Origin of the sequence: Paraburkholderia sp. CNPSo 3076, from assembly GCF_026343935.1 — a bacterium.
GTDB lineage: Bacteria > Pseudomonadota > Gammaproteobacteria > Burkholderiales > Burkholderiaceae > Paraburkholderia > Paraburkholderia nodosa.
Window position 1 is genome coordinate 61,496 of the sequence record NZ_JAPMAL010000014.1, and the last position, 22,878, is coordinate 84,373.

Here is a 22,878-nt window from a genome sequence, read left to right on the forward strand (position 1 = left end):
AGGACGGGCAACGAACGCTGACGCCGCACGGCCACGCGGCGATCGAAAAACCGATTTGACGTCGAGACCGTGACGGGGCGCGCGAGCGTCGGCGGCCCCCTCTTGTCACGAACCTCGCCTGTTCGAAACGAGCAGGTCGGCAATCGCACCCGAGAGCGGCAATCCCGGGTGCTTTTCCAGCCAGAAGAATTCGCCGACCGGGTTGACCTCCAGAAAGCAGTGACGGCCGTCGGGGGTGAGGATGAAGTCTGCCGCGCCGTAGTTGAGGCCCAGAGCATGCATGAGTTTCAGCAGCCCATTCTCGACCTCGGGCGGCAATGCGTACGGCTCCCACGCTTCGAGCAGCTCAAGGCCGTCACGGCGCCAGTCGACGCTCGCTTTTTCGGACCGCTGCGAATCGATCGACGCGGTGAATACGCGGTTTCCCACGATCGTGGTCCTGAGTTCCAGCGCCTTGGGCACTTGTTCCTGAAAGATGGCCGGGCAATAGCGAAGGTCATCGAGGCGCTCGAGGTCTTTGTCATGAACCGTGCTGGTAAAGACCACTTTCTGCTCGCACTCCTCGTAGATGGCAAACGATGACAGCGTCTTCATGATCATCCCGTGCCTGCATTCGCGTGCGAAACTGCGCACCGCTTCTGGCGCATTGGTGATCAAGGTGCGTGGAATCGTGAGCCCAACCTCTCTCGCGATCTTGAGCTGGAGCTGCTTGTTTTCCGCGCGGCGCAGGCGGTGCACGGGATCGAGATGAAACGCATCGAGGCTGGCAATCATGCCGTGCAGCGTCGCGCGAGATTGATCGACTGCAGCCCGCCTGAGCTGCCGGTCCATCGCCTCGGGAATGCACTGCCCGGTGGCGATCCGCCGGTACCACACGGCGGACACCGTGCCCAGGTCCAGCTCGTAGTCTTCACACGCGATAACCTGCCGCTCTTCGTAGCCGCTGTAGTGGCTGGAGAACCGAATATCGGTGGGAAAGCGGTTGGTATCGAAGCGGTAAGCCATGCCGCCCTGTGCCGCGACAGCATTCATGACGAGCGGGATACTCTCGTTGTCGTTGCTGTGGGTGATGATCAGTACCACCGGCCGTGGGTGTCGCTCGGACATGCTTGCGCTCCTTTGCTGAAGGCGCGCAGCGGGATAGCACCTCGACGCGCGCTCGACTCCGGTCCAGGCATGGTCGCCTGATGGTGAAGAGGGATACTAAATAGACGCACTTTCGCCGTCGGAGGGATACGCCATGGTCACCGGCGAGGAGGGATTATTGCCGGGCATCTGTCCCATAGGCCACCCCATGTGCCGGAGCATGCCCAGGAAGTCGGGCAATTCACCGACCGGCATGCCCTCCTGGTCGGACGGCGCCACCATCGTCACGACCGCACCGCCGCGTATGGCCTGCATCTCCGCTGCCGTAAGGCTCCTCGAAAACTGGCCTTCGAGGAAATGCGAAAAAAACGGTACGGGTTCCTGAGTTTCGATCTTGACGTTAGCCATGGTGCTTACCTCGCTCGAAGTGTGGGGCCATTGATAACCACTACGGCGGCACAGGCCGCCGCCACGTCCTGCAACCGCCGTGCCAGCCAGGTCCGCTCCTCACGGCGGCGCGCCACGCCCTGTCGTGGCGGAGAATTCATGTCGAATCAAGGCCGGAATCGTTGGCTCGAAGCCAACGCGCGGGTACGCAAAGGTGGCCGTCGACCAACAGCAGGGTCAGCAGCGTGGCAAGCGGCCAGCTACACTACGGGCGCAGAGGCTATTGCAACGCCTGCGAGACAACTGCGCAAACCACAGGAGGAGCACGCAAATGACGCTTTCGAAGAGAAATTTTGGGCGGACCGGCTGGAATGTGTCCGAAATCGGCTTTGGTGCATGGGCAATCGGCGGCTCGTGGGGTAGCGTTGGCGAAGACGACGCCAGAGCCGCGCTGAACGCCGCGCTCGATAACGGCGTCACGTTCATCGACACCGCCGACGTCTACGGCGACGGCCGCTCGGAGCGCATTATCCGGGACGTGTTGCGCGAACGCGGCGGCGAGCGTCCCATCGTGGCCACCAAGCTCGGACGCCGCCTCGACCCGCATGTGACCAGCGGCTATCTGAACAAGCGCGAACTCGAAGGCTTCATCGACCGGAGTCTCTCGAACCTGGGTGTCGACACGCTCGACCTCGTGCAACTGCACTGCCCGCCGACGGAGGTCTATTACCGCCCCGAGGTGTTCGACGCGATGGACAGCTTTGTCGCCGCCGGCAAAATCCGCTTTTACGGCGTATCGGTCGAAAAGGCGGAGGAAGCGCTGAAGGCGATCGACTATCCCAACGTGGTTTCGGTGCAGATCATCTACAACATGTTCCGTCAACGTCCTGCCGACCTGTTTTTCCGCGAGGCGCTCAAGAAGAACGTTGCGGTCATTGCGCGAGTGCCGCTCGCGAGCGGCATGCTCACCGGAAAATTGTCCGCGGATTCCGTTTTTGCGGCAGACGACCACCGCGCGTTCAATCGTCATGGCGAGGCATTCGACGTGGGCGAAACGTTCTCGGGGGTGCCGTACGACGTCGCGTTGAAGGCGGTCGATGAACTGCGCGGTCTGGTACCCGTGGACGCCTCGATGGCACAGTTCGCCCTGCGCTGGATACTCATGGAAGACGCCGTCTCCGTCATCATTCCTGGCAGCAAGAACGCGGCGCAGGCGGCGTCGAACGTCTCGGCGGCGAACCTCGCGCCGCTGTCCGATGCGGCCATGCAACGCGTGCGGGACGTCTACGAACGCTTGATCGCGCCTCACGTCCACCAGCGCTGGTAAAAGCCCTTGCGGTCGAGGCCACTGGAATTTCTGCGCCCGCTTACTCCATTTTGCTCCGCTCCGATTGTTCGGATGATCCTGCCAGTCAATTCGCGCCCGGCCGCTTTATCGCGGCGGCGCGGACCTTTAGATTCGTCTGCGTCGCCGGCCGATGGCTTCGTGCAAGTCGAGACGCCGGTTCTATTCGATGCTGCGACTTACGGTAGGGAGTTCGGTCGTGACGACGATCACGCCACCGACGACAGCCGTCTATAGCGGCACGAAGGGCGCGGTGGATGCGATCACCGGCGTGCTCGCACGCGAACTGGGACCGCGCAAGATCCGCGTGAACGCGATCAATCCTGGCGTAATCGAGACAGAAGGCGCACACACGGCCGGCGTCATCGGCTCGGAGTTCGAAAGCCATGCGGTCAGCCAAACGCCGCTCGGACGCGTGGGCCAGCCGGACGATATCGCCTCGGCCGTGGTGTTCCTTGCGTCGGACGATGCCAAATGGTTGACGGGCGAGCGAATCGTCGCCAGCGGGGGCATGCGCTAAGGCGGTTGAGTGAAACTGGCTGGCGCCAAAAAACGCGTGCGTGCTAATCTCCCGAAGACCGGTCATGTCGCCCTGGCGGCGGCACGTCCTGCAACGCTTCGGAACGAGGAGTTTGGCCAGGCCGCCTCATGCGAGTTTCCGACCTTGTAGACAGCCGCACGATCCTGCGCAGCCGGCGGCGCTGGCTGTATTTCGGCGTGTTCTGGCTTGGCGCCATCGCGACAGGGCTCGTCGCGGTCATGTACGCGCGGCTCGTCGACTTCGGCTACGCGCTCTTTGTGCAGATGACCGCCCACAACTGGTGGTTGCCGCTCGTCATCACGCCAGCGATCGCGGCGTTCAGCGTCTGGGCCACGCGCCGCTGGTTTCCGGGTTCGGAGGGCAGCGGCATCCCGCAAGTCATTGCAACGCTGCACGACGTGCGCAAATTCGGCCCGCGCCTGCTCACGCTGCGCATCCTGATCGGCAAGATCGCCCTGTCGTTCCTCGCGATCCTCGGCGGATTCACGATTGGCCGCGAAGGGCCGACCATCCACGTGGGCGCCGCGGTGATGTACAGCCTGCGGCGCTTCTACCCGGCGCGGCTGCGCAGCATGTACGGCGTCGGCCTCGAATACAAGCTCGCGCTCGCGGGCGCCGCCGCGGGCCTTTCCGCCGCGTTCAATGCGCCGCTCGCGGGCGTGGTCTTCGCTATCGAGGAACTCACGCGCAGCTTCGAAGCGCGAACGAGCGGCGTGATCATCGCGGCGATCATCTTTTCGGGCATCGTTTCACTCGCGCTGCAAGGCAATTATGTGTATTTCGGCACGATCGCCATCGGCAGTCATATGCCCGATCTGCTCGCCGTCGCCGTCATTCTCGTCGGCGTGATCACCGGCCTCGCGGGCGGCGTGTTCTGCTGGCTGCTGCTCAATACCGAACGATGGATGCCCGCCCGCTTGTTCACTCTGCGAAAGGACCGTCCTGTAGCGTTCGGCGCGCTATGCGGTTTGTTCATCGCCGTGATCGGCGTGGCGAGCGGCGGCCACCTGTTCGGCAGCGGCTATGCGGAAGCGCGCGGCATGCTCGAAGGCCATTCGCAGCTCGGCGTCGCCTATCCCGTGCTGAAAATGGCCTCGATGGTGGGCTCGTATCTGCCGGGCACGCCGGGCGGCCTGTTTGCGCCGTCGCTGGCGATCGGCGCGGGCATCGGCAACGTGCTGCACATGGTGTTCGGGCAGATGCAATTGCCGATGCTGATCGCGCTCGGCATGGTCGGCTATCTGGCCGCCGTCACGCAGAGCCCGATCACGGCGTTCGTCATCGTCATCGAAATGATCGACGGGCACGCGCTCGTGATCTCCCTGATGGCGACGGCGCTCGTGTCCAGCCAGGTTTCCAGGCTATTCGCGCCGCCACTGTACGAAGCCCTGGCGCAACGCTTCCTGAAGCAGTGACGCGCGCGCCCGTTGACCGGCACACGCAGTTACCAGCGCAGTAGCCGCGGCCCTAGCCACGCGCCAATGCCAGCGGGCAGCGACATGCCGATCACATACCAGACGCTCCAGAACGCCGGGCTCATCTCCGGGCAATGGAGGCAATACGCAATGGTCGCGAGCGCGCTCGCAAAGAGCCCGGCCGCCGCGCCCGCCGCGCGCAGGCGGGTGGGCGCGAGACCACGCACGGCCCAGAACACGGCCGCGAACGTGGGCACCGAAAGCAGCACGATATTGAACGGGCACGTGCGCCATGTGAGGCCCATCACGAGCGGCATGCGTTGCGCGGGCGCCGCGTCGCCCAGCGCGAGCCATGCGCCCGCCAGCACGGCGACGAACGGCAGCGCCACCAGCGCCCACGCATAGCCGCCGCGCCGGCCCGGCCGCCCGAGGCGGCTGACCGCGAGCGCGGCAGCGGCCGCGACGCACAACGGGAACGCGACCTTCGCCCAGAAGATCGGCGTGTGCATGACACTCATGAGATCGTGCCGCACGCCGAACACCACGCTCATCAGCGCGACCGAGCCCGCAAAACCGAGCGCCAGCGCCCGCGCGAAGCGGCGCAGCACGGCCTTGCGGTCCACGCGCGCATCGCCGGCGGCGAGCAGGTTGATCAGATCGTCGGTTTTCATCCCGCTCCCCTGATGCGCGCGGCAAGCGCCTTCAAACCCCGATGAATACCCACCTTGACCGCCGATTCGGAGAGTCCTGTTAGCTTCGCCGTTTCCACGACCGAAAGCCCTTCGAGCTTCACGTGGACGATAGGCAGGCGCTGCTTGTCGGGCAGCTGCTCGAGCAGCTTGCCGATATCGCGGCGCGCCTGCGCGGGTTCGTCGTCGGGCGCGGCGAAGAGATCGGTGTGATCTTCGAGCGGATCGTTGAGCATGTCGCGGCGTGCGCGCGAGCGGAAAAAGTCCATCAGCTTGTAGCGGGCGATCGCGTGCACCCAGGCCGTGAGCGGCTCGTCGGGGCGCCATGTGTGACGCGCGTTGTGAACCGCCAGCAGGATCTCCTGGACGAGGTCCTCGACGTCGTCGCGCAACTGCGGAATGCGCCGGCGCAGGTAGCCGCGCAAATGGCGCGTGAGTTCCTCGAGGAAGTCGCGATACGCTTGCGCGTCGCCTTCGAGGCCGCTGACGAAAAGCGCTTTGAGACGGGTTTCCGCGGAGTGCAAAGGTCGTCCTGGATGGTCGCGACGATAGGTTAATGGGCTTGCGGGCATGGCGCTCGCCTGGTCCTGCGAAGGCGAACTTTCAAAATTATTACGAACGCCGCCACACTCGCGCCCGTTCGCATGAGCGTAGCCGAACGCTTCGCGCGCCGCAACGGCATGCGCTGCCCCGGCGCGCGCGCCGGGCGTCGCCCCTTCCGTCATCGCCGCCCATGTGCTGGTCAAACCCACCTTGTGCCTCTTTCCCGTGGCGCGAGCGCGTGTGCCCGTTGCGGGTAGTTCGTTCGCCACGCCAGCAGGGTTACAGCCTCGACGACTTATTTTTAGCCGCCCCGGTCGCGCGCATTTTTTCTCGACGCGATGTAACCGGCGCGCGCGCCACAGCGAATTCACTGTCAACTCTGCGCTAACGAGGAATCGTCATGCACACGTCGATAGGTGAATCGCCCGCACTTGCCGCCAGCGTGCGCCGCCCACGCGCCATCCAGCCGCTCTGGCTGCGCGTCACGCATTGGCTCAACGCGCTCGCGGCGCTCGTCATGATGTTCTCCGGCTGGCGCATTTACGATGCGTCTCCCGTGTTCGCGGGCTTCGTCATTCCCCCCTCGATCACGCTCGGCGGCTGGCTCGGCGGCGCACTGCAATGGCATTTCGCGGCTATGTGGCTGCTGTTTTTTAACGGCCTCGTCTATCTCGCCATGAATCTCGTCACCGGCCGCTGGCGCATGAAGTTCTTCCCGCTGAGCCCGCGCGCCGTGCTGCATGACTTGCGCGCCGCGCTCACGGGCCGGCTCTCTCACGCCGACCTGAGCCAGTACAACGCCGTGCAGAAACTCGCCTATCTCGTTGCGATCGCCGATCTCGTCGTCCTCGTGCTGTCGGGCCTTGCGATCTGGAAGTCGGTGCAGTTTCCGCTGCTGCGCGAGTTGATGGGCGGATACGACCGCGCGCGCGTCGTGCACTTTTGCGCGATGTCCGTGCTTGCGGCCTTCGCACTCGTTCACGTGACGATGGTCGCGCTCGTGCCGCGCTCGCTGCTCACCATGCTGCGCGGACGCTGAACGCGCCGACCGACGCCATTCGAGTCGCCGCCCTTCGATATCGATAAGGATTCCAGATGAACACGAACGACCGCAAGATCATCGCAGTCGACCGCGCAGCGATTCTTGCCGATGCACGGCGCGAACTCGACATGCCGTCACGGCGCCTGTTCGGCAAGCGCATGCTCACGCTCGGCGGTCTCTCCCTGCTGACTGGCTGCACGATCACCGACGACGCCTCGGTCAACACGTTCCTCACCGCCGTTTCCCGGCTCAACGATCGCGTGCAGGCATGGCTGTTCGACCCAACCCGGCTCGCACCCACGTACACCGAAGCCCAGATCACGCGCCCCTTCCCCTTCAACGCGTTCTACAGCGAAAGCGAGGCGCCCGTGGTCGATGGCGGCGACTATCGGCTCAGGCTCAGCGGACTCGTCAAGGGCCAACGTGTCTGGACGCTACCGGAGTTGTACGCGCTGCCGCACGCCGAGCAGATTACGCGGCATATCTGCGTCGAAGGCTGGAGCGCGATAGGCCGCTGGGGCGGCACGCCATTCGCGCATTTCCTGCGCCGGATCGACGCGGATCTCACCGCGCAATACGTGGGCTTTCGCTGCGCCGACAACTACTACGAAAGCATCGACATGGCCACGGCGCTGCATCCGCAAACCTTGCTCGCTTTCGACTATGACGGCGAGCGGCTGCCAGCGAAATACGGCTATCCGATGAAGCTGCGCATGCCGACGAAGCTCGGCTACAAGAACCCCAAGCACATCGTCGAGATCTTCGTCACGAATACGTATCCAGGCGGCTACTGGGTCGACCAGGGCTACAACTGGTTCGGCGGTTCGTGACGTCTTCCTGCCGCCGCGTCGCGCGACGGCTCCGTTTCACATCCGCCCGAAAAGGGGCAACGGTTTTTTCCACCCAGCAAGGAGCAATGCAAATGAACACGATCCGATTCGCAGCCATCGCCCTCTCGGCCGCCCTGTTGAGCATGAGCGCGGGAGCATTCGCGCAGGCGAGCGGCGCGATGTCGAACGACGCCATGTCGAAGGACTCGACGCAGAAGGACACCATGGGCAAAGGCGCCATGTCGCACGATACAATGAGCAAAGGCGACGCGATGAGCCATGATCAGATGAACAAGCCGATGAAGCACGACGCCATGGGCATGGATCATCCGGCATCGGGCGCCATGGCGCATTGAACCGTCGTAACGCGCTCCCGGCGTAGCTTGTGCCAGGAGCGCATCGCGCGCGCCCCAGCACGATGCGCAAGCGATGCACGATTTCCGCGGGGCCGCACACCCTGCACCGGGAGTACGTGATGGGAAGCGAATGGCAACGCCGCCTGAAATTGTTTATTCAGCGCTTCTGGCAGCCAACCAGCGCGTGCATGACCTGCATGCCGGGTAGCTGGGGCAACATCATGAGCCTGCCCCATTGGACCATCGCATTCAAGACGGGACTGTTCACCGGCGCGCTGGCCGTCCTGCTCACCTTCACGCCAGCCACGAAGTGGTACGCGAATCGCTATGGCAACGCGCTACTGGTGGGCTGCCTGACAATCATCGGCGATGCCTACGCGCACACGAGTCACTATCGCATTCATGTTCTCGAACACATTGTGACGGGGGTCGTGTCGGGCCTGTTCGCACTCGCAGCGTCGTATCTGTTCGACGACTCCGCGCGCCGCATACGAACGCTATGGGCGCGCCTGACCGGATAACTCACGAGGCGATGCGGGCTTACGCATAGGACATAGGTCCGATTGACTGGGCATCCACGCATGGCACCCTTCGACAAAGCCGTCGTTCGGCTCATCAAGGGGAACCCGATGCGCGCCTGCCGATATGTGGTCCTTTGCGCTTTGCCATTCATGATCGTTGGCTGCAATACGCCGCCGATCCCGCCGGGCAAGCCGGTTGATATCCCAACCGCCCTCCAGCAAGTTCTCGAAGGTCTGTGCAATTTCAGGAAAGAACAGGCCGACCGCAAGCAGGATATGGGTGTCGCTATCGACTCGGTCACCGTGGAGCTCGACCTGACCGTCGACGGCGCAAGGAATCCCCCTGTGGCGGTCGCGCCGGATATCCAGTTCATTCCCACGGTGAGCTATGGGCAGATCATCACGGCGAACCGGGGCAGCCGGCTTACGCTCACCCTGAAAAACACCGGCTCCCGCGGCGGCTGTGACGTCATGACATCGGCGAAGTAGCGGCTGTTTTCTTTCTCTATAGGACCATCGGCCCATAGCCAGCCTATGCGGTTGTGACATGATGGGAAGGCGCGGAACATTCGGCCCTGCCACCATGCGTATTGTTCATACGTTGCTGATCGTCCTGGCTTTCGGGATGACCATTGCCGGCCGGCCGACAGGATGCCTCGCGGCCCAGGGTCCGCCTGCGCAAGCCGTGGCGTCACAGGCCGCGAGCGCTGCGCCAGCCAGTGCGCCATCGCCCCCCGCGGCCTCGACGCGCACCCCCACCCGCCGGCTCAACCTCGCCATTCAGCCGAAATTCGGCGATTTCGACGCCATGGTCGACCGCAGACTGATCCGCGTACTGGTGCCGTACAGCAGGACGCTCTATTTCAACGAGCTCGGTCATGAGCGCGGGCTGACCGCCGGGCTCATGCGCGACTTCGAGCGCTACCTGAACAAGACGTACCGGAGCAGTCTCGGCAAGCGTCCCTTGACGCTCGTGATCATCCCGACGACGCGCGACCAGCTCATTCCCGCTCTGCTTGCCGGGAAGGGAGACATCGCCGCCGGCAATCTGACCGCCACCGAAACGCGGCTCAAGCAGGTCGACTTCGTCGCGCCGCGCGACCGCAAGCCGGTCCGGGAGCTGGTCGTCACCGGTCCGAAGTCGCCCGCGCTCACCAAACTCGACGATTTGAGTGGCAAGACCGTGCACGTGCGCGCGAGCAGCAGCTACTTCGAGAGTCTGACCGCCCTGAACGCGCGCTTCAAAAAGGACGGCAAGGCGCCGATGAAACTGGTATTGCTGCCCGATGCGCTCGAGGACGAGGACGCCATGGAGATGCTCAATGTCGGGCTGGTCCAGATTCTCGTCGTCGACGACTGGAAGGCGAAATTCTGGGCGCAGGTGCTGCCAGGCATCGTGGTGCACGACGACATGGCCGTGCGTGACGCCGGCTATATCGGCTGGGCGATCCGCAAGCAGAGTCCGAAGCTCCAGCAGGCCATTACCGACTTCTACGTTGGCTATGTGAAAAAGCAGAGCGTCGCGGAAGTGCGTCTGCAGCAGGAACTGCAGCGCGTCAAACAGATCACCAGCAATACCGAGGACGCGGAATTGAAGCGCTTCTCGCAAACGGTCGGTCTCTTCGAAAAGTACGGCGCGCAATATCACTTCGATCCATTGATGCTCGCCGCGCAAGGGTTCCAGGAATCGCAGCTCGATCAGAGCGCCCGCAGCCACGTTGGCGCGATCGGCATCATGCAGCTCATGCCGGCGACCGGCAAGGAGCTGGCCGTCGGTGACATCCGCGTGACGGAATCGAACATCCATGCCGGCGCGAAATACCTGGACCTCCTGATGTCCCGCTACTTCCCGGATGCGCACTTTTCCGACTCGGACCGTGCCCTGTTCGCGTTCGCGAGCTATAACGCGGGTCCGGCCAGGATCGCGAAGATGCGCAAGGAAGCGGCCGCCCGGGGGCTCTCGCCCGACAAGTGGTTCAACAACGTCGAGATCGTGGTTGGCGAGAAGATCGGGATCGAGACGACCACTTACGTGCGCAATATCTACAAGTACTACGCCGCCTACCGGCTCGTGCAGCAGGCGCAGGCGGCGCGCGAACGCGCCATCGGGCAGGTGCGCAAGCAGGGGTGAGGCAGGCTTACGCGTCAGGTGTCCAGCACCGCGAGATGAATCTCGCGACTTCATCCAGCGCATACCGCGCGCCCGGCAGTTCGTGGGTGGATCGCTGGAACACGTGGTGCAGGCCTTCGTAGATTTCCAGCTGCACCGCTGCGCCCTGCTCCGCCGCTGCCGTCGCGTAACGTCGCGCGTCGTCGAACAGCAGCTCGTCCGTGCCCACCTGGAGCGCGATGGGCGGCAGGTGCCCGGGAATGGCATGCAGCGGCGACGCGCGTCCATCCCTGGGATCGGCAGCGCCCAGGTACGCCGCGGCGGCATTGGCGAGCACAGGCCGCGTCAGGACGGCATCCCGGGTCGCTTCGCTCTTGAACGACGGCCCCGTCAACGCCAGATCGACCCACGGTGAGAAGGCGGCCACGCTCGCGATGTTCAACGCCCGCCGCTCCTCGACACCCAGAACCGCAAGTGCAAGGCCGCCGCCTGCGGAGTCGCCAACCAGGGCGACTTCGCGTATGCCGGCGTTCGCCAGCCATCGCAGCGCGGCGCGCACGGCGTCGTGCGCCGCGGGAAACGGATGTTCGGGCGCCAGCGGATAGTCGAGCACAAAGGTATCGACGCCGGCGCGCACCGCGATCTGGCTCGCGAACCCGCGATACCCCCAGGCAGACCCGAGCACAAAGGCCCCGCCGTGCAGGAACAGGATCGCGCGATGGGCAGGCGCGGCTCGCGGCCGAATCCACCACCCTGTTGCGTCCGCGTTCGCGATGCTCTCGAGGCCGACGCCATCCGCCACCGGCGTCTGCGCGGTCATGGCGTCGTACGCCTCGCGCATCGTGCCAGTGAATTCGTTGAAATGCCGTTGCGTGCGCTCGATCGAAGCCCTCGCCGCGTCGCGGTCGTCATCGCTCAGGCTGTGCCGCCCTTCGATCAGGTTGGCTCGTTGTCCGATGCTCATCATGGCTCCTTCGTTGCGTGAATGCGTTGTCAATGGGCATGACGATATCGATTCCACCCGGAGCATGGAAGAAGGCCAAATGGAATAGAATCCATTCCGGTCAGGAAGTTTTGGGAAGAAAAAATGGATCGGCTCGACGCGCTCAAACTTTTCATTCGCATCGTCGAAAGCGGGAGTTTCGCCGCGGCGGCGCGCGACATCGGCGTGGGTCAGCCTGCGGTCAGCAAGCAGATCGCGTCGCTCGAGCGCTATCTTGGCGCTCAACTGGTGAGGCGCACGTCGCGCAGCATGACGCTCACCGAGACCGGTCAAACGGTTTATGAAGCCGGCTTGCGCATCATTGGCGACTTCACCGATCTCGAGTCCTCCGTCGCGCATGGCCAGCTGTCTCCGGGCGGGCTGATCCGCGTCACCGTGCCGCCGGTCTTTGGCCGGCTGTATGTCGTGCCGCACCTGCCGGTGTTTTTCTCCCGCTATCCGCAGGTGTACGTGGACCTTTCCGCAACGGAGCGAAACGTCAATCTCGTCGAGGAAGGTTTCGATCTTTCGATCAAGAGCGGGCCGCTTGCCGACTCCTCGATGATTTCGAGGCATCTGGCCTCGAGTCCGGTCGTTGTCGTCGCAACGCCGGGGTACCTCGAAAAGCACGGGCGCCCCGAACGGCCACACGAGATCGAACAACATGACTGTGTCGTTTTCGCGCCCATGCACGAGCCGCGGGCATGGCGTTTCGGGAACGTCGAAGGGCCGGGCCTGCAGGTTCCGTCCGGCAATTTCCGCACTGGCGACGCGGAGCAGATTCGCGCTGCCGTCCTCGCCCATATGGGCCTGGTTCAGGCGCCCGGTTGGCTCTTCGCAGCGGAGATGGCGAGCGGCGCGGTCGTCAGCGTGCTGGAGGATTTCGCGCCGCCGCCGTTGCCCATCCACGGCGTACATCCATCGGGCAGGCGGCTGCCGAACAAGACCCGCGTGTTTCTCGACTTCGTCGCCGAAATGCTCGCGGCCGATCCGCACCCGGCTTTCGTTGCGGCCTGATGGCTTTGCGCGGGCGTTGCGCGGTCTTCGCGCGCCTGTGTGGAACGGCGCTTGCTGGAATGAGTGGGTCACTCATCAAGGAGAGCCAAAATGCCCGAGAAGAAAACGATCGAGCGTGCGCGCGCGGACAAGCGCGCAGGCAAATCCGCAAGCACCCAGGCCGGCGAATTCGTGAAGGAGGAATTCGATCGCGTGCGCGAGGGCAAGCATGGCGTGCGTTCCGCGAAGCAGGCGGTCGCTATCGGCTTGTCGAAGGCGCGACGCGCCGGTGTGGACCTGAAACCGCCGGCGCCAGGCAAAACCAGCGAAGCGACGCGCAAGAAAGCCGCAAAGGATAGCGCGGCGGGCCACGGCGAGAAAACGGGCCGCGCGAGCACGGAATCGAAAACCAAACGTTCGCGCACGACGACGCAAGTGCTCAAGGGCGAGAGCCGGGCGGGCGCATCGCCACAAGCCGTGTCGAAGCAGGCGAAGACCGCGGCGGCGCGCCGCCCCGCGGCAAGCCGCTCGGCGGCGGCAAAGAAGGCTGCGCAGACCAAGGGCGCAGCGGGCCGCTCCGCCGCGGCCAAAAAGGCGGCGAAGACACGCGCCGCACGTGCGCAGCACACCCGCCACTAGCGGGGCGCGGGGTTATGAGACTATGTTCCTCATCGCCCCGCATGCGCATGCTGCAAATCCGCCGATGTCCCCACCCGCTCTGCTGCTCGAACAGATCCTTCGCGACGTCCCACGCCGTTATCGCTTGCCGCGAGAGCCCGCGGCTTCGGCGCTGCCGCTTCGAGACGCCAATCCGGCTATGGCGCTGGCACGCGTCATCGAACAGGCGCGCGAAGCCATCGCGCATGGCGGAGCACCGGACGCGACGCTGAAGCCGCGTTTCGTCGACGCGCTCGCGGCCATGATCACCGAGGCGATGCACGCCGATTCCGGAGACCGGGCATTTCAGGCGATGGTGCTACGGCAACGCGCCCCCCAGGTGCGCGAATTTGCGTCGCTTTCGGCACAGGCCGATCAGGACCGCCGGCAGATCCATGCCGCCGTCAATACGATCGCGCATCCGGCCAAACAGCAGCGCGCCCTGCAAGCCTGGCAGCGCGACGCGCTTGCGCGGCTGCATGCGTCCGCGTCGTTGGCGCACCACGAGGCCCATTACGCCGGACTTCACGAAACCGCGCGAGACCTTCTCGCGTTGCCGGAGCTTGCGAAGGGCTCGGATTTCGCGCCCGCGCTGGCGGATCTGCGGGACAGTCCGGCACTTGCGCGCTTGTGCCGGCTCGAAGCCCTGGCGCCCGACCCACTCGTGCAGCAGTACGTATCAATGCTGGATGCGTATGGTCCGCGGCCGGGTACGCCGGCGGCCGTGGCGCAAGGCCGGGCGTCGCAGCGACGCGGCGCGGCTGTCGAAGCGCTGGCCGTACAGGCACTCGAAGTCCTGGCTCAAAGGCTCAACGCCGCGCAGGAGAACCCGCACGCGTACCGTGTCGTGAGTTCAATGCGCGTTCCGGCCTCGATACCGGGCACGCACGAACGCGCCAAAACGGAATGGGACGTGGTCCTGCTGGAGCGGCTGCACGCGAAGACCTTCGATATCGTGCCCATCTGGAACGTGCGCCTGCTCGTCGAAGCGAAGGCATCCGTCGAATCCGCAACGACCGACCTCCCGCGGCTCATGCGCGGTTTGCGCCTGCTCACGCACGCCGAAGAAAACATCGTGTATACGTTCGAGACCCAGCAGGGGCCGGTACGACTGCACGGCGCATCGCTACGCGCACAAGGCATCGACGAGTCCGGCTTGCTGAACACCGTACTCTATTGCTGCGATGCGCCCGCCAACGGCACTTCGCGAATGCTCAACGCCGCGAGCCGCATGCAGCTTTTGTCCGCACCGGCGAGCCTCGCATACGCCAGCGCCCAGTGGGACGGGCAACATGCAGATCCGGAAGTACTGGATGCTGTCTGGCAGCACCTCACGCAATCGCCACGCTGGCAGGCCGTGCTCGACCAGTATTCGATGCTGCGTCTCGTGCGCGAATTGATGGTGCACCCCGATGACCTGATGGCCACGATTCGCGATGCAACGGGGTGTGCGCCGGGGTGTTCGCAGTACACGGCGAACGAACGGCCTTGTTGACGTGAGCGTGCGTTCGAGAGACAGGCACGCTCACGCCTCAATGCTCCGTGCTCGCGCGTGCCGCCGCGGGGCACGCCGGGTCCTTGCCCCAATGCCCGTCGCACACGCGCCAGCGGCAAAGCTGATCCTCGAAAAAGCCCTGCGCTCCGCACGCCTTGACCTGCTGCGCGAGGGTGAGCTTGCTTGCCGCCGACTTCGACGCGTGCGTGGACGCGTCCTTGCCGTCGCCCGGCTTCGTGCGGGCAACGAGCACGGCTAGCAGGTCGACATCGGAATCGTCCTTCTTGCTGCCTGGACGCGCATCGTGCCGCTTCTTCGCCAGCGCCTCAGCCTTGGCGTTCCCTGCATGCGCGACGCTTTTCGCATCGTGCCGGGTTTCGACGCCCCTGGCCGGGTGCTTGTGATTCGCGTCTGCTGACGCGCTCGCCAGCGGCGCGGCGCCGCCCGCCGGCGCGCTCGCGCCGGCATCGCGCGCGCCATTGGCCAACGCACGCGAAAGCCGGCCGTCGTCGGGTACCGTTGCGGACGCAACGGCGCCGGGGGCGGCCTTCGCGTTGTCGGCGCTTTCGTCGTCGCTCACGATGGTGGCGGCGTGCGAAGCCGACGCCACATCCGGCGCGCTCGCCGCGTTTGCAACGGCTGGCGCAGCGCCTGCGGGGGCAACGGTCGGTGCAACCGCGGGGGCGGCCGCCTGCGTCCCGGCGTTCGCCGGCGCGCTGCGCTCGGCCACGTGCCAGGCGCCGAAACCGGCAGCGCTGATCAGAACCAGCGCCCCGATCAGCATCGGCGCGCGCGAGCGCCGTCCTGTGCCCGGCGGCGTGGCCGGCGGCACGACGCGGCCCTCGAGATTCGCGAGGATGCGCGAGCCGCCCGGCTGTGCGCCCGGCACGCTGGCAGGCGTGTCGGCGAGGAGGCTGGGTGGAGCCTTGGGGGTAGAGTTGTCCGGCGCACTCATTCACTGTCTCGTTGGAATCGTGCTCATTGTGCTCATTGAACTGAGCCTGTTTCACCGCAATAATACGAGGCGGCCCAACTTCGGGCAGCGCTGATTCTAAAATCAAGCATTACAAAAAACAATTGCCACTCCGCGGGTTCGCTTTTGGTCGCCATTGCTCTCGTCGCCTATTTTGCCATTGCCGTACCACTGGCCGCACTATTGCTGCTGCCCGCCGTACGTGCATCGCTTTTCAGCACGTTATTCGAATTGCATAATTTGATTAGGCGTCGCGCTTCAGCGAGCGCCACTCACGCCCGGAGTCAGTTCTTTAAGTCGGCAAAAATTTCTCATTCGAGAATGGCCGATATGAAAAATATACTCGTCAGGCGGCGCTTGCTGATTTCCATTACCGCAGGTATTCTTGCGACGCCGCCGCTCATTGCCATTACATTGCGCGGTCATCAGTTATTTCAATACGATGACACGCCCCGGGTGCCGGACGAAAAAATCGCTGCCTTGCTGAACGGCGAGCAGCTGGTTCCACCGCCGCCGCTGCCTCCCGAGGTATTCGCCACGAAGGAGGTCGAGCAGGTGCGGCCCGCGCTGCACGACGCAAGCCGCGACTGGAATCTGCTGGACGCCGATTTCCGCACGCGGCTATTGCTCGTCTACAAAATCATGCGCGAGCAATACGGTTATGAAATGGCACTACTGGAGGGTTACCGCAGCCCCGAGCGGCAAAACCGGCTTGCGCAATTGGGCGGTAATGTGACAAACGCCGCAGCTTTCCAAAGCTATCACCAATATGGACTCGCGGCCGATAACGCATTTCTGCGTGACGGCAAGCTGGTCATTTCAGAAAAAGATCCCTGGGCGATGCGGGGTTATCAGTTATACGGCCAGGTGGCCGAGCAGGTTGGCCTGACCTGGGGCGGACGCTGGAAATTGATGGACCTGGGCCACGTCGAATATCACAAACCCGGCTTCGTTCTGGGTCGCGCGCCGGCAATTGTTAAATAAGGCGCAGCGGGAAAAAATGGGGAGTTTATGGGGCGTTCATTCATTCTGCCGGGCGGCAAAACCTCTTGCTGCGTGACGACACCGCACACCACGACAAACAGCACCCAAGGCACCAGGACCTGAACGGCTTATGCAACGCTTTTTCAACGTGTTGACAAACACGCGCACGCTCTCCGTCGTCGGCGTGATCGCGCTCGCGGCCGCCTTGTTCATCGCAGCCGATGCGCTGCAAATCAGCCCCGTCTGGCCCGCTGCCGTGCTGGGCGCGCTGTTCGCGCTCTGGCTCGTGTTCTGGCTGTGGCGCCGCGCGCGCGTGCGGCGCGCGAACCGCAAGCTCGGCGACATGCTGGAGCAGCAGGCGCAGACCGACAACGGCGCGCCGGCCGCTGCACCCGCCAGGCAGGCGGAGCTGGACGTGCTGCGCACACGGCTCGTCGACGCCGTAAAGACCATCAAGACCTCGAAGATCGGCCAGCTTTCGGGCGGCTCGGCGCTGTATGAGTTGCCGTGGTACATCGTCATCGGCAATCCGGCGGCGGGCAAGAGCAGCGCCGTGCTGAACTCGGGCCTGCAGTTCCCTTTCGCCGACAAGCACGACGCCGTGGTGCACGGCATTGGCGGCACGCGCAACTGCGACTGGTTCTTCACGACCGAAGGCATCCTGCTCGACACGGCGGGCCGCTATTCGGTCCACGAGGAAGACCGCAGCGAATGGCTCGGTTTTCTTGGCCTCCTCAAGCGCCATCGCCCGAAGGCGCCGATCAACGGCATCATCGTCACCGCGAGCATCGCGGAACTCACGGGCAACCGCCCCGAATTCGCCATCAACCTCGCGAAGAATCTGCGCCAGCGCGTGCAGGAACTGACCGAAAAGCTCGAAGTGTTCGCGCCCGTGTACGTGATGTTCACGAAGGCCGACCTCATTACCGGCTTCACCGAATTCTTCAGCGGCAACGACCGCCAGGAGTACGACCGCGTGTGGGGCGCCACCCTGCCCTACGAGCCGGACGAGAAGCGCGATATCGTCGCGCTGTTCGACGAGCGCTTCGAAGAGCTTTACGAAGGCCTCAAGGAAATCAGCATCGCGCAGATGTCGCTCAGCCGCGGCAAGCAGCTAACGCCTGGGCAACTGAGCTTCCCGCTCGAGTTCTCGGCGATCAAGCCGGCGTTGCGCGCGTTCCTCGCCACGCTGTTCGAGAACAACCCGTTCCAGTACAAGCCGATCTTCCGCGGCTTCTATTTCACGAGCGCGCTGCAGGAAGGCGAAACGAGCAGCGCTGCCGCGCAGCGCATTGCCAACCGCTTCGTGCTCTCCGCCGAGGGTCTGCCCAAGCCGCATAGCGCGTTCTCGAAGAACGGCTTCTTCCTGCGCGATCTGTTCTCGAAAGTGATCTTCGCGGACCGGCAAACGGTGAAGCAGTTCGCGAGCCCCGCCAAGACGCGCCTGCGATACGCCACGTTCTTCGGCTTCGTCGCGGTGCTTGCGCTCGCGCTGGGCGGCTGGACGTGGTCGACCATCGGCAACCAGCAGCTCGTGGCGAACGTGCAGGCCGATCTCGACAACGTCGAGCGCCTGCAGCAGAACCGCAACGACCTGCAGTCGCGCCTGCAGGCCATGGACATTCTCGAAGACCGCATCGAGCAGCTCGAGCAGTTCCGCCGCGACCGTCCGCTCGCCGTATCGCTCGGCCTCTACCAGGGCGACCGGCTCGAACAGCATCTGCTCGAGGAGTATTACAGCGGCGTCAGGCAGATCATGCTGACGCCCGTCTCGCAGAATCTCGCCTCGTTCCTCAAGGACGTGGACGCGCATCCCGAACTGCTCGCGCCGATGTCGCATACGCCCGACTCGGGCGCGATTCCCGTGTCCGCGCACACGGCAATGGCGGGCGGCAGCCAGGGCGGCCTCTATAGCGCCGCCTCGCCCACGAGCGTCGAAGACGCCTACAACGCGCTCAAGACTTACCTGATGCTCTCCGACAAGCGTCACGTCGAGGCCGCGCACCTGACCGACCAGATCGCGCGCTTCTGGCGTGGCTGGCTCGAAACGAATCGCGGCAACATGCCTCGCGACGAGATGATCAAGAGCGCCGAGCGCATGATCACGTTCTACCTCGCACGCGTCTCAGACGACGACTGGCCGATGATCGACGCGAACCTCGCGCTCGTCGACCAGACGCGCGAGAACCTGCGCCACGTGGTGCGTGGCATGCCGGCGCGCCAGCGCGTGTACGAGGAGATCAAGGCACGCGCCTCCACGCGATTCGCGCCCATGACGGTGGCGCGCATCGTTGGCGACACGAATACCTCGCTGATTGCGGGCAGTTATGCGATTTCCGGCACCTTCACGCGCGAAGCGTGGTTCCAGTACGTGCAGCCCGCGATCCGCGACGCCGCGACGAAGGAACTGCAGGCGAAGGACTGGGTGCTCAACACCTCGGCGCAAGACGATCTCACGCTCGAAGGCAGCCCCGAGCAGATCCAGAAGGCGCTGGTGTCGATGTACAAAACAGAGTACGCGCAGAACTGGCAGAAGTTCATGCAAGGCATTGCCGTGCAGGACTTCGGCACGTTCGGCCAGGCCGTCGATGCGATGAATCGCCTGGGCGACCCGCAGGATTCGCCGATCCGCAAGATCCTCGAAACCGCGTACGACCAGACCTCGTGGGATAACCCGTCGCTCGCGAGCGTGAGCATCAAGCGCGCGGAAAGCGGCGTGACGGGCTGGGTCAAGCAATGGTTCTCGCGCATGTCGGGCAACACTGCCACGGCCAATCTCGACCTCAACGGTAATCCGGTCGAGCCTTCGATGGGTCCGATCGGCCAGGCGTTCGCGGGTCTGGGCCGCATGGTCGTGACGCACGACAACGCGTCGCTGCTCGGCGGCTACATGGACTCGCTCTCGAAGGTGCGCACGCGTCTGAACGTCATCAAGAATCAGGGCGACCCGGGACCTGGCGCGCGCCAGCTCATGCAGCAAACGCTGGACGGCAACGGCTCCGAACTGTCCGATTCGCTCAAGTTCGTCGACGAGCAGATGCTCACCGGCTTGACCGACGCGCAGAAGAAGGCCCTGCGTCCGCTGCTCGTGCGCCCGCTCATGCAGGCCTACGCCGTGGTGATCCAGCCCGCGAGCGTGGAGGTGAACAAGGTGTGGAATGCGCAGGTGTACCAACCGTTCCAGGCCTCGCTTGCGAACAAGTACCCGTTTGCGGGCAGCGCGAAGATCGAGGCCGGCGCGAGTGAAATCGCCCAGATGTTCGGGCCGGACGGTGCGATCTCGAAGTTCGTCGGCACGACGCTCGGGCCGCTCGCCGTGCGCCGCGGCGACACGCTCTCCGCACGCACCTGGGGCGACATGGGCCTCACGCTCGCGCCCGACTTCACGAACGGCTTCGCGCGCTGGGTGGCGCCGCTTGCGGGCGGCGCGGCGGGCGCGGGACAAGGCTCGTCCGAGCCGCAGACCGTGTTCCAGATCCTGCCGCAGCCTTCGAGCGGCACGACCGAGTACACGGTTGCGATCGACGGCCAGCAACTGCGCTACCGCAACACGCCGCCGCAGTGGACGAACTTCGTCTGGCCCAATCCGCAGGGCGCGCCGGGCGCGACGCTCTCGGCCACCACGTTCGACGGTCGCACGATCCAGTTCGTCAACGAGCCGGGACGTTACGGCCTGGAGAAACTCATCAACTCGGCGCAGCGTACGCGCCATCCGGACGGCACGTTCGACCTGACGTGGACGCAAGGCAGCGTGACCGTATCGGTGAGCATGCGCATCGTCAGCACCTCGCAGCCCACGGCTGCGAGCAGCAACGCGCCGCAGCAGCAAGGCTTGAGCGGCGTGCAGCTGCCCTCTTCGATCGCAAGCGTCGGGACGGTGAGCACCGCGGCTGCCAACCCCGCCCCTGCGGTCGGCGCGAGTGCGTCGCCCGCCGCCGTGGCCGCTGCGGCCCCCACTCAGACAGGAGGAACCGCGCAATGACGCAGTCCGTTCAGGCGCAGATCGCGTACTTCGGCAAGATTCCGTCGCGCGGCGACTTCGTCAAGAGTGCTCACAATCCGCAGCTGCTGCAGACATTGGATCGCTGGATCGCACAGGCGATGGAACTGCTCGCCGACGATCCGCGCTGGAAGATCGTCTATGCCGAGGCGCAGCCCATGCACTTCGCGTTTCTCGGCTCGCAAAGCAAACTCGCGATTGCCGGGCACATGGTGGCGAGCCAGGACCAGTCGTCGCGGCGCTTTCCGTTTCTCGCGGCCACCGCGCTCGAGGTCGAGCAGCCGCTCGCCTTTCTCGCGCGCAGCCCGCTCGCCTTCGCGCGGCTGTGGTCGCGCGCCGCGCAGCAGATGCAGCCGCTCCTTGGCGCGAGCGAGCCGGCGGGCGCGCTGCACGCGCTAGGCGAAACCCAGGTGCCCGTGGATGTGGGCGGCGTGGGCAACCCGCACGACGGCACCTTCAACGACTTCGTCGAACACCAGACGCTCGAAGGCCTCGAGCGGATGCTGCTCGCGAGCGGCCACCCCGTGCGTCTGCGCGGCGCGATGCTCGCACTCGGCTCGCTGCTGCGGCCCGTGATGACGAGCGGCTCCTCGCATCTGGAGCGCGGCCTCACGTTGCCGCTGCCGGTCGACCCGTTCTATCGCAGCCTCGTGGCCGCATTCTGGCTGGAGCTGATCGCGCCGTTCGTTTCGAAGGCGGACTTCGAACTCGCTATCTTCATCGGCACCATCGCGCAGCGCGAGCGGCTCATCGTCGGCTTCAACGGCGCCTCGGCCCGAACCCTGCACAGCGTGGTCGATCCGCAAACCTACGCCGCCCACAACATCGATATCGACGACCCCGAATGGGTCGACGGTCACGCACAAAGCGACCATGGCATCAGCAAACTCGTCAGCTACCTCGATCAGCCGCAACTGTCGCTGCGTCTTGCGATCGACACGTTCCAGGAAGCGTTCGCTGGGGAGGCTGGGCATGCACGGCGCGGATAAACAGGCGTGGAATCCTGCGCGCACGGCGATGGCTGCGGCGCTCGCAGCTGGCGTGTTCGGGTTCGCAGGCGCGAACGCGTGGGCCGACGACGCGAGCCCTGCTCGCGTCACGCCCGTGAACAACAGCGGCGCGCAGGTCAGCACGACTGAGCTTCCTGCGGCCAACCCGGCGGCCTCTACGGCTGCCACTGTGCCCCGCTCGACCGCCATGTCCACACCCGCGCCCGTCGATACGGCGCCCGGCCAGGTCGTGGCGGGCGGAAAGGTGCCCGACGAGGCCACGCATGCAGCCGTACTTGCTCGACTGCGCGAAACCTATGGCGCGGCAAACGTCGTCGACCAGATCGAAGTGGGCGACGTCGCCACGCCGCCGAACTGGTCGGACAACGTGCAGAAGCTGCTCAATGCGCAGCTCAAGCAGGTCCACAAGGGACAACTGAAAATCGACGGCACGCAGATCGACGTGCGCGGCGAGGTGGGCAACGAGGCCACGCGCCAGCAGATCGCGAGCGACATGGCCACCGCGCTCAATCCGACCTACACGATCCGCAATGGGCTGCGCGTGAGCGCGTCCGAACAGGGCCTGCTCGACCAGACGCTCGCGAACCGCACGATCGAATTCGAAACGGGCAGCGCGACGCTCACGCCGCAAGGCCGCGCGATCCTCGACCAGATGGCAGCCGTGCTCGTGAAGATGAATACGCGCACGGTGGCGATCATCGGGCATACGGACAATGCGGGCAATCGTGCGTCGAATATTGCGTTGAGCCAGGCGCGCGCCGATGCGGTTAAGGGCTATCTCGTCGCCAAGGGGATCTCGCCGCAGCAGATGACGGCGACGGGTGTGGGTCCTGACCAGCCGATTGCCTCGAACGACACGAGTGATGGGCGGGCAAGGAATCGGCGGATTGAGTTTCGGGCAGGGTTGTAGGGGGAC

The 22,878-nt window shown here is 64.8% G+C and carries 21 protein-coding genes and 1 pseudogene; 16 read left to right on the top strand and 6 right to left on the bottom strand.

All coding sequences use genetic code 11. The features are described from left to right. Positions 1-105: 105 nt before the first annotated feature. On the bottom strand, positions 106-1,107 hold the full coding sequence (locus M3A49_RS17460) for an MvdC/MvdD family ATP grasp protein (protein ID WP_266229837.1): 1,002 nt from the start codon (positions 1,105-1,107) through the stop codon (positions 106-108). Between the two features lie 96 nt (positions 1,108-1,203). Continuing rightward, positions 1,204-1,494 (bottom strand): microviridin/marinostatin family tricyclic proteinase inhibitor, encoded by a 291-nt coding sequence (locus M3A49_RS17465; RefSeq protein ID WP_266229838.1) that lies wholly within the window; start codon positions 1,492-1,494, stop codon positions 1,204-1,206. A gap of 310 nt (positions 1,495-1,804) precedes the next feature. Between M3A49_RS17465 and M3A49_RS17470 the strand changes: the two genes are divergently transcribed. From M3A49_RS17470 to M3A49_RS17480, 3 genes and pseudogenes are all read left to right on the top strand, one after another. Beyond that, on the top strand, positions 1,805-2,800 hold the full coding sequence (locus M3A49_RS17470) for an aldo/keto reductase (protein ID WP_266229840.1): 996 nt from the start codon (positions 1,805-1,807) through the stop codon (positions 2,798-2,800). Positions 2,801-3,008: 208 nt separating this feature from the next. Then, positions 3,009-3,338: pseudogene (locus M3A49_RS17475) on the top strand (SDR family NAD(P)-dependent oxidoreductase); the annotation flags it as partial. Positions 3,339-3,466: 128 nt separating this feature from the next. Beyond that, positions 3,467-4,774, top strand: coding sequence for a chloride channel protein (locus M3A49_RS17480; protein WP_266229841.1), 1,308 nt, complete (start codon positions 3,467-3,469; stop codon positions 4,772-4,774). 29 nt (positions 4,775-4,803) lie between these two features. Here M3A49_RS17480 and M3A49_RS17485 read toward each other — a convergent pair whose 3' ends face one another. Both M3A49_RS17485 and M3A49_RS17490 read right to left on the bottom strand, forming a co-directional pair. Further along, positions 4,804-5,445, bottom strand: coding sequence for a DUF1109 domain-containing protein (locus M3A49_RS17485; RefSeq protein ID WP_266229842.1), 642 nt, complete (start codon positions 5,443-5,445; stop codon positions 4,804-4,806). Next, on the bottom strand, positions 5,442-5,987 hold the full coding sequence (locus M3A49_RS17490) for a sigma-70 family RNA polymerase sigma factor (RefSeq protein WP_266229843.1): 546 nt from the start codon (positions 5,985-5,987) through the stop codon (positions 5,442-5,444). Before M3A49_RS17490 ends, M3A49_RS17485 begins: the two co-directional genes overlap by 4 nt. A gap of 419 nt (positions 5,988-6,406) precedes the next feature. On the opposite strand from M3A49_RS17490, the gene M3A49_RS17495 reads away from it, so the two are divergent. From M3A49_RS17495 to M3A49_RS17520, 6 genes are all read left to right on the top strand, one after another. Further along, on the top strand, positions 6,407-7,045 hold the full coding sequence (locus tag M3A49_RS17495; RefSeq protein ID WP_266229844.1) for a cytochrome b/b6 domain-containing protein: 639 nt from the start codon (positions 6,407-6,409) through the stop codon (positions 7,043-7,045). A gap of 56 nt (positions 7,046-7,101) precedes the next feature. After that, positions 7,102-7,878, top strand: coding sequence for a molybdopterin-dependent oxidoreductase (locus tag M3A49_RS17500; protein ID WP_266229845.1), 777 nt, complete (start codon positions 7,102-7,104; stop codon positions 7,876-7,878). Positions 7,879-7,970: 92 nt separating this feature from the next. Next, positions 7,971-8,234, top strand: coding sequence for a pentapeptide MXKDX repeat protein (locus M3A49_RS17505; RefSeq protein WP_266229846.1), 264 nt, complete (start codon positions 7,971-7,973; stop codon positions 8,232-8,234). Positions 8,235-8,353: 119 nt separating this feature from the next. Continuing rightward, positions 8,354-8,755, top strand: coding sequence for a hypothetical protein (locus tag M3A49_RS17510; RefSeq protein WP_266229847.1), 402 nt, complete (start codon positions 8,354-8,356; stop codon positions 8,753-8,755). A 150-nt stretch (positions 8,756-8,905) separates the two neighbouring features. Further along, entirely contained in the window at positions 8,906-9,244 is a 339-nt protein-coding gene (locus M3A49_RS17515) for a hypothetical protein (protein ID WP_154678210.1), read from the top strand. 94 nt (positions 9,245-9,338) lie between these two features. Then, positions 9,339-10,886 carry a transglycosylase SLT domain-containing protein gene (locus M3A49_RS17520; protein WP_266229848.1) on the top strand — a complete coding sequence of 516 codons (1,548 nt, stop codon included), beginning with the start codon at positions 9,339-9,341 and terminating at the stop codon, positions 10,884-10,886. Positions 10,887-10,893: 7 nt separating this feature from the next. Here M3A49_RS17520 and M3A49_RS17525 read toward each other — a convergent pair whose 3' ends face one another. Then, the gene (locus tag M3A49_RS17525; RefSeq protein WP_266229849.1) at positions 10,894-11,832 is read right to left on the bottom strand and encodes an alpha/beta hydrolase fold domain-containing protein; all 939 of its coding nucleotides are present in this window, start codon (positions 11,830-11,832) and stop codon (positions 10,894-10,896) included. A gap of 120 nt (positions 11,833-11,952) precedes the next feature. Between M3A49_RS17525 and M3A49_RS17530 the strand changes: the two genes are divergently transcribed. The 3 genes from M3A49_RS17530 (at position 11,953) to M3A49_RS17540 (ending at position 14,995) form a co-directional block, all read left to right on the top strand. Continuing rightward, complete coding sequence (locus M3A49_RS17530) at positions 11,953-12,864, top strand: LysR family transcriptional regulator (RefSeq protein ID WP_266229850.1); 912 nt, start codon at positions 11,953-11,955, stop codon at positions 12,862-12,864. Between the two features lie 90 nt (positions 12,865-12,954). Continuing rightward, on the top strand, positions 12,955-13,482 hold the full coding sequence (locus M3A49_RS17535) for a DUF6496 domain-containing protein (protein ID WP_266229851.1): 528 nt from the start codon (positions 12,955-12,957) through the stop codon (positions 13,480-13,482). A gap of 64 nt (positions 13,483-13,546) precedes the next feature. After that, positions 13,547-14,995: a 3-deoxy-D-arabino-heptulosonate 7-phosphate synthase gene (locus M3A49_RS17540; RefSeq protein ID WP_266229852.1), complete on the top strand. Its 1,449-nt coding sequence runs from the start codon at positions 13,547-13,549 to the stop codon at positions 14,993-14,995. Positions 14,996-15,032: 37 nt separating this feature from the next. On the opposite strand, the gene M3A49_RS17545 is transcribed toward M3A49_RS17540, so the two are convergent. After that, positions 15,033-15,950, bottom strand: coding sequence for a hypothetical protein (locus M3A49_RS17545; protein ID WP_266229853.1), 918 nt, complete (start codon positions 15,948-15,950; stop codon positions 15,033-15,035). Between the two features lie 144 nt (positions 15,951-16,094). Between M3A49_RS17545 and M3A49_RS17550 the strand changes: the two genes are divergently transcribed. The 4 genes from M3A49_RS17550 to M3A49_RS17565 all read left to right on the top strand — a co-directional run bounded on the left by M3A49_RS17550 (position 16,095) and on the right by M3A49_RS17565 (position 22,872). Beyond that, positions 16,095-16,952 carry a M15 family metallopeptidase gene (locus tag M3A49_RS17550; protein WP_028208854.1) on the top strand — a complete coding sequence of 286 codons (858 nt, stop codon included), beginning with the start codon at positions 16,095-16,097 and terminating at the stop codon, positions 16,950-16,952. Between the two features lie 130 nt (positions 16,953-17,082). After that, positions 17,083-20,934 (top strand): type VI secretion system membrane subunit TssM, encoded by a 3,852-nt coding sequence (gene tssM / locus M3A49_RS17555; protein ID WP_266229854.1) that lies wholly within the window; start codon positions 17,083-17,085, stop codon positions 20,932-20,934. Then, positions 20,931-21,941, top strand: coding sequence for a type VI secretion system-associated protein TagF (tagF, locus tag M3A49_RS17560; RefSeq protein WP_028208852.1), 1,011 nt, complete (start codon positions 20,931-20,933; stop codon positions 21,939-21,941). The genes tssM and tagF overlap by 4 nt, the downstream gene beginning before the upstream one ends. Then, complete coding sequence (locus M3A49_RS17565) at positions 21,925-22,872, top strand: OmpA family protein (protein ID WP_416338969.1); 948 nt, start codon at positions 21,925-21,927, stop codon at positions 22,870-22,872. The genes tagF and M3A49_RS17565 overlap by 17 nt, the downstream gene beginning before the upstream one ends. Positions 22,873-22,878 lie beyond the last annotated feature (6 nt).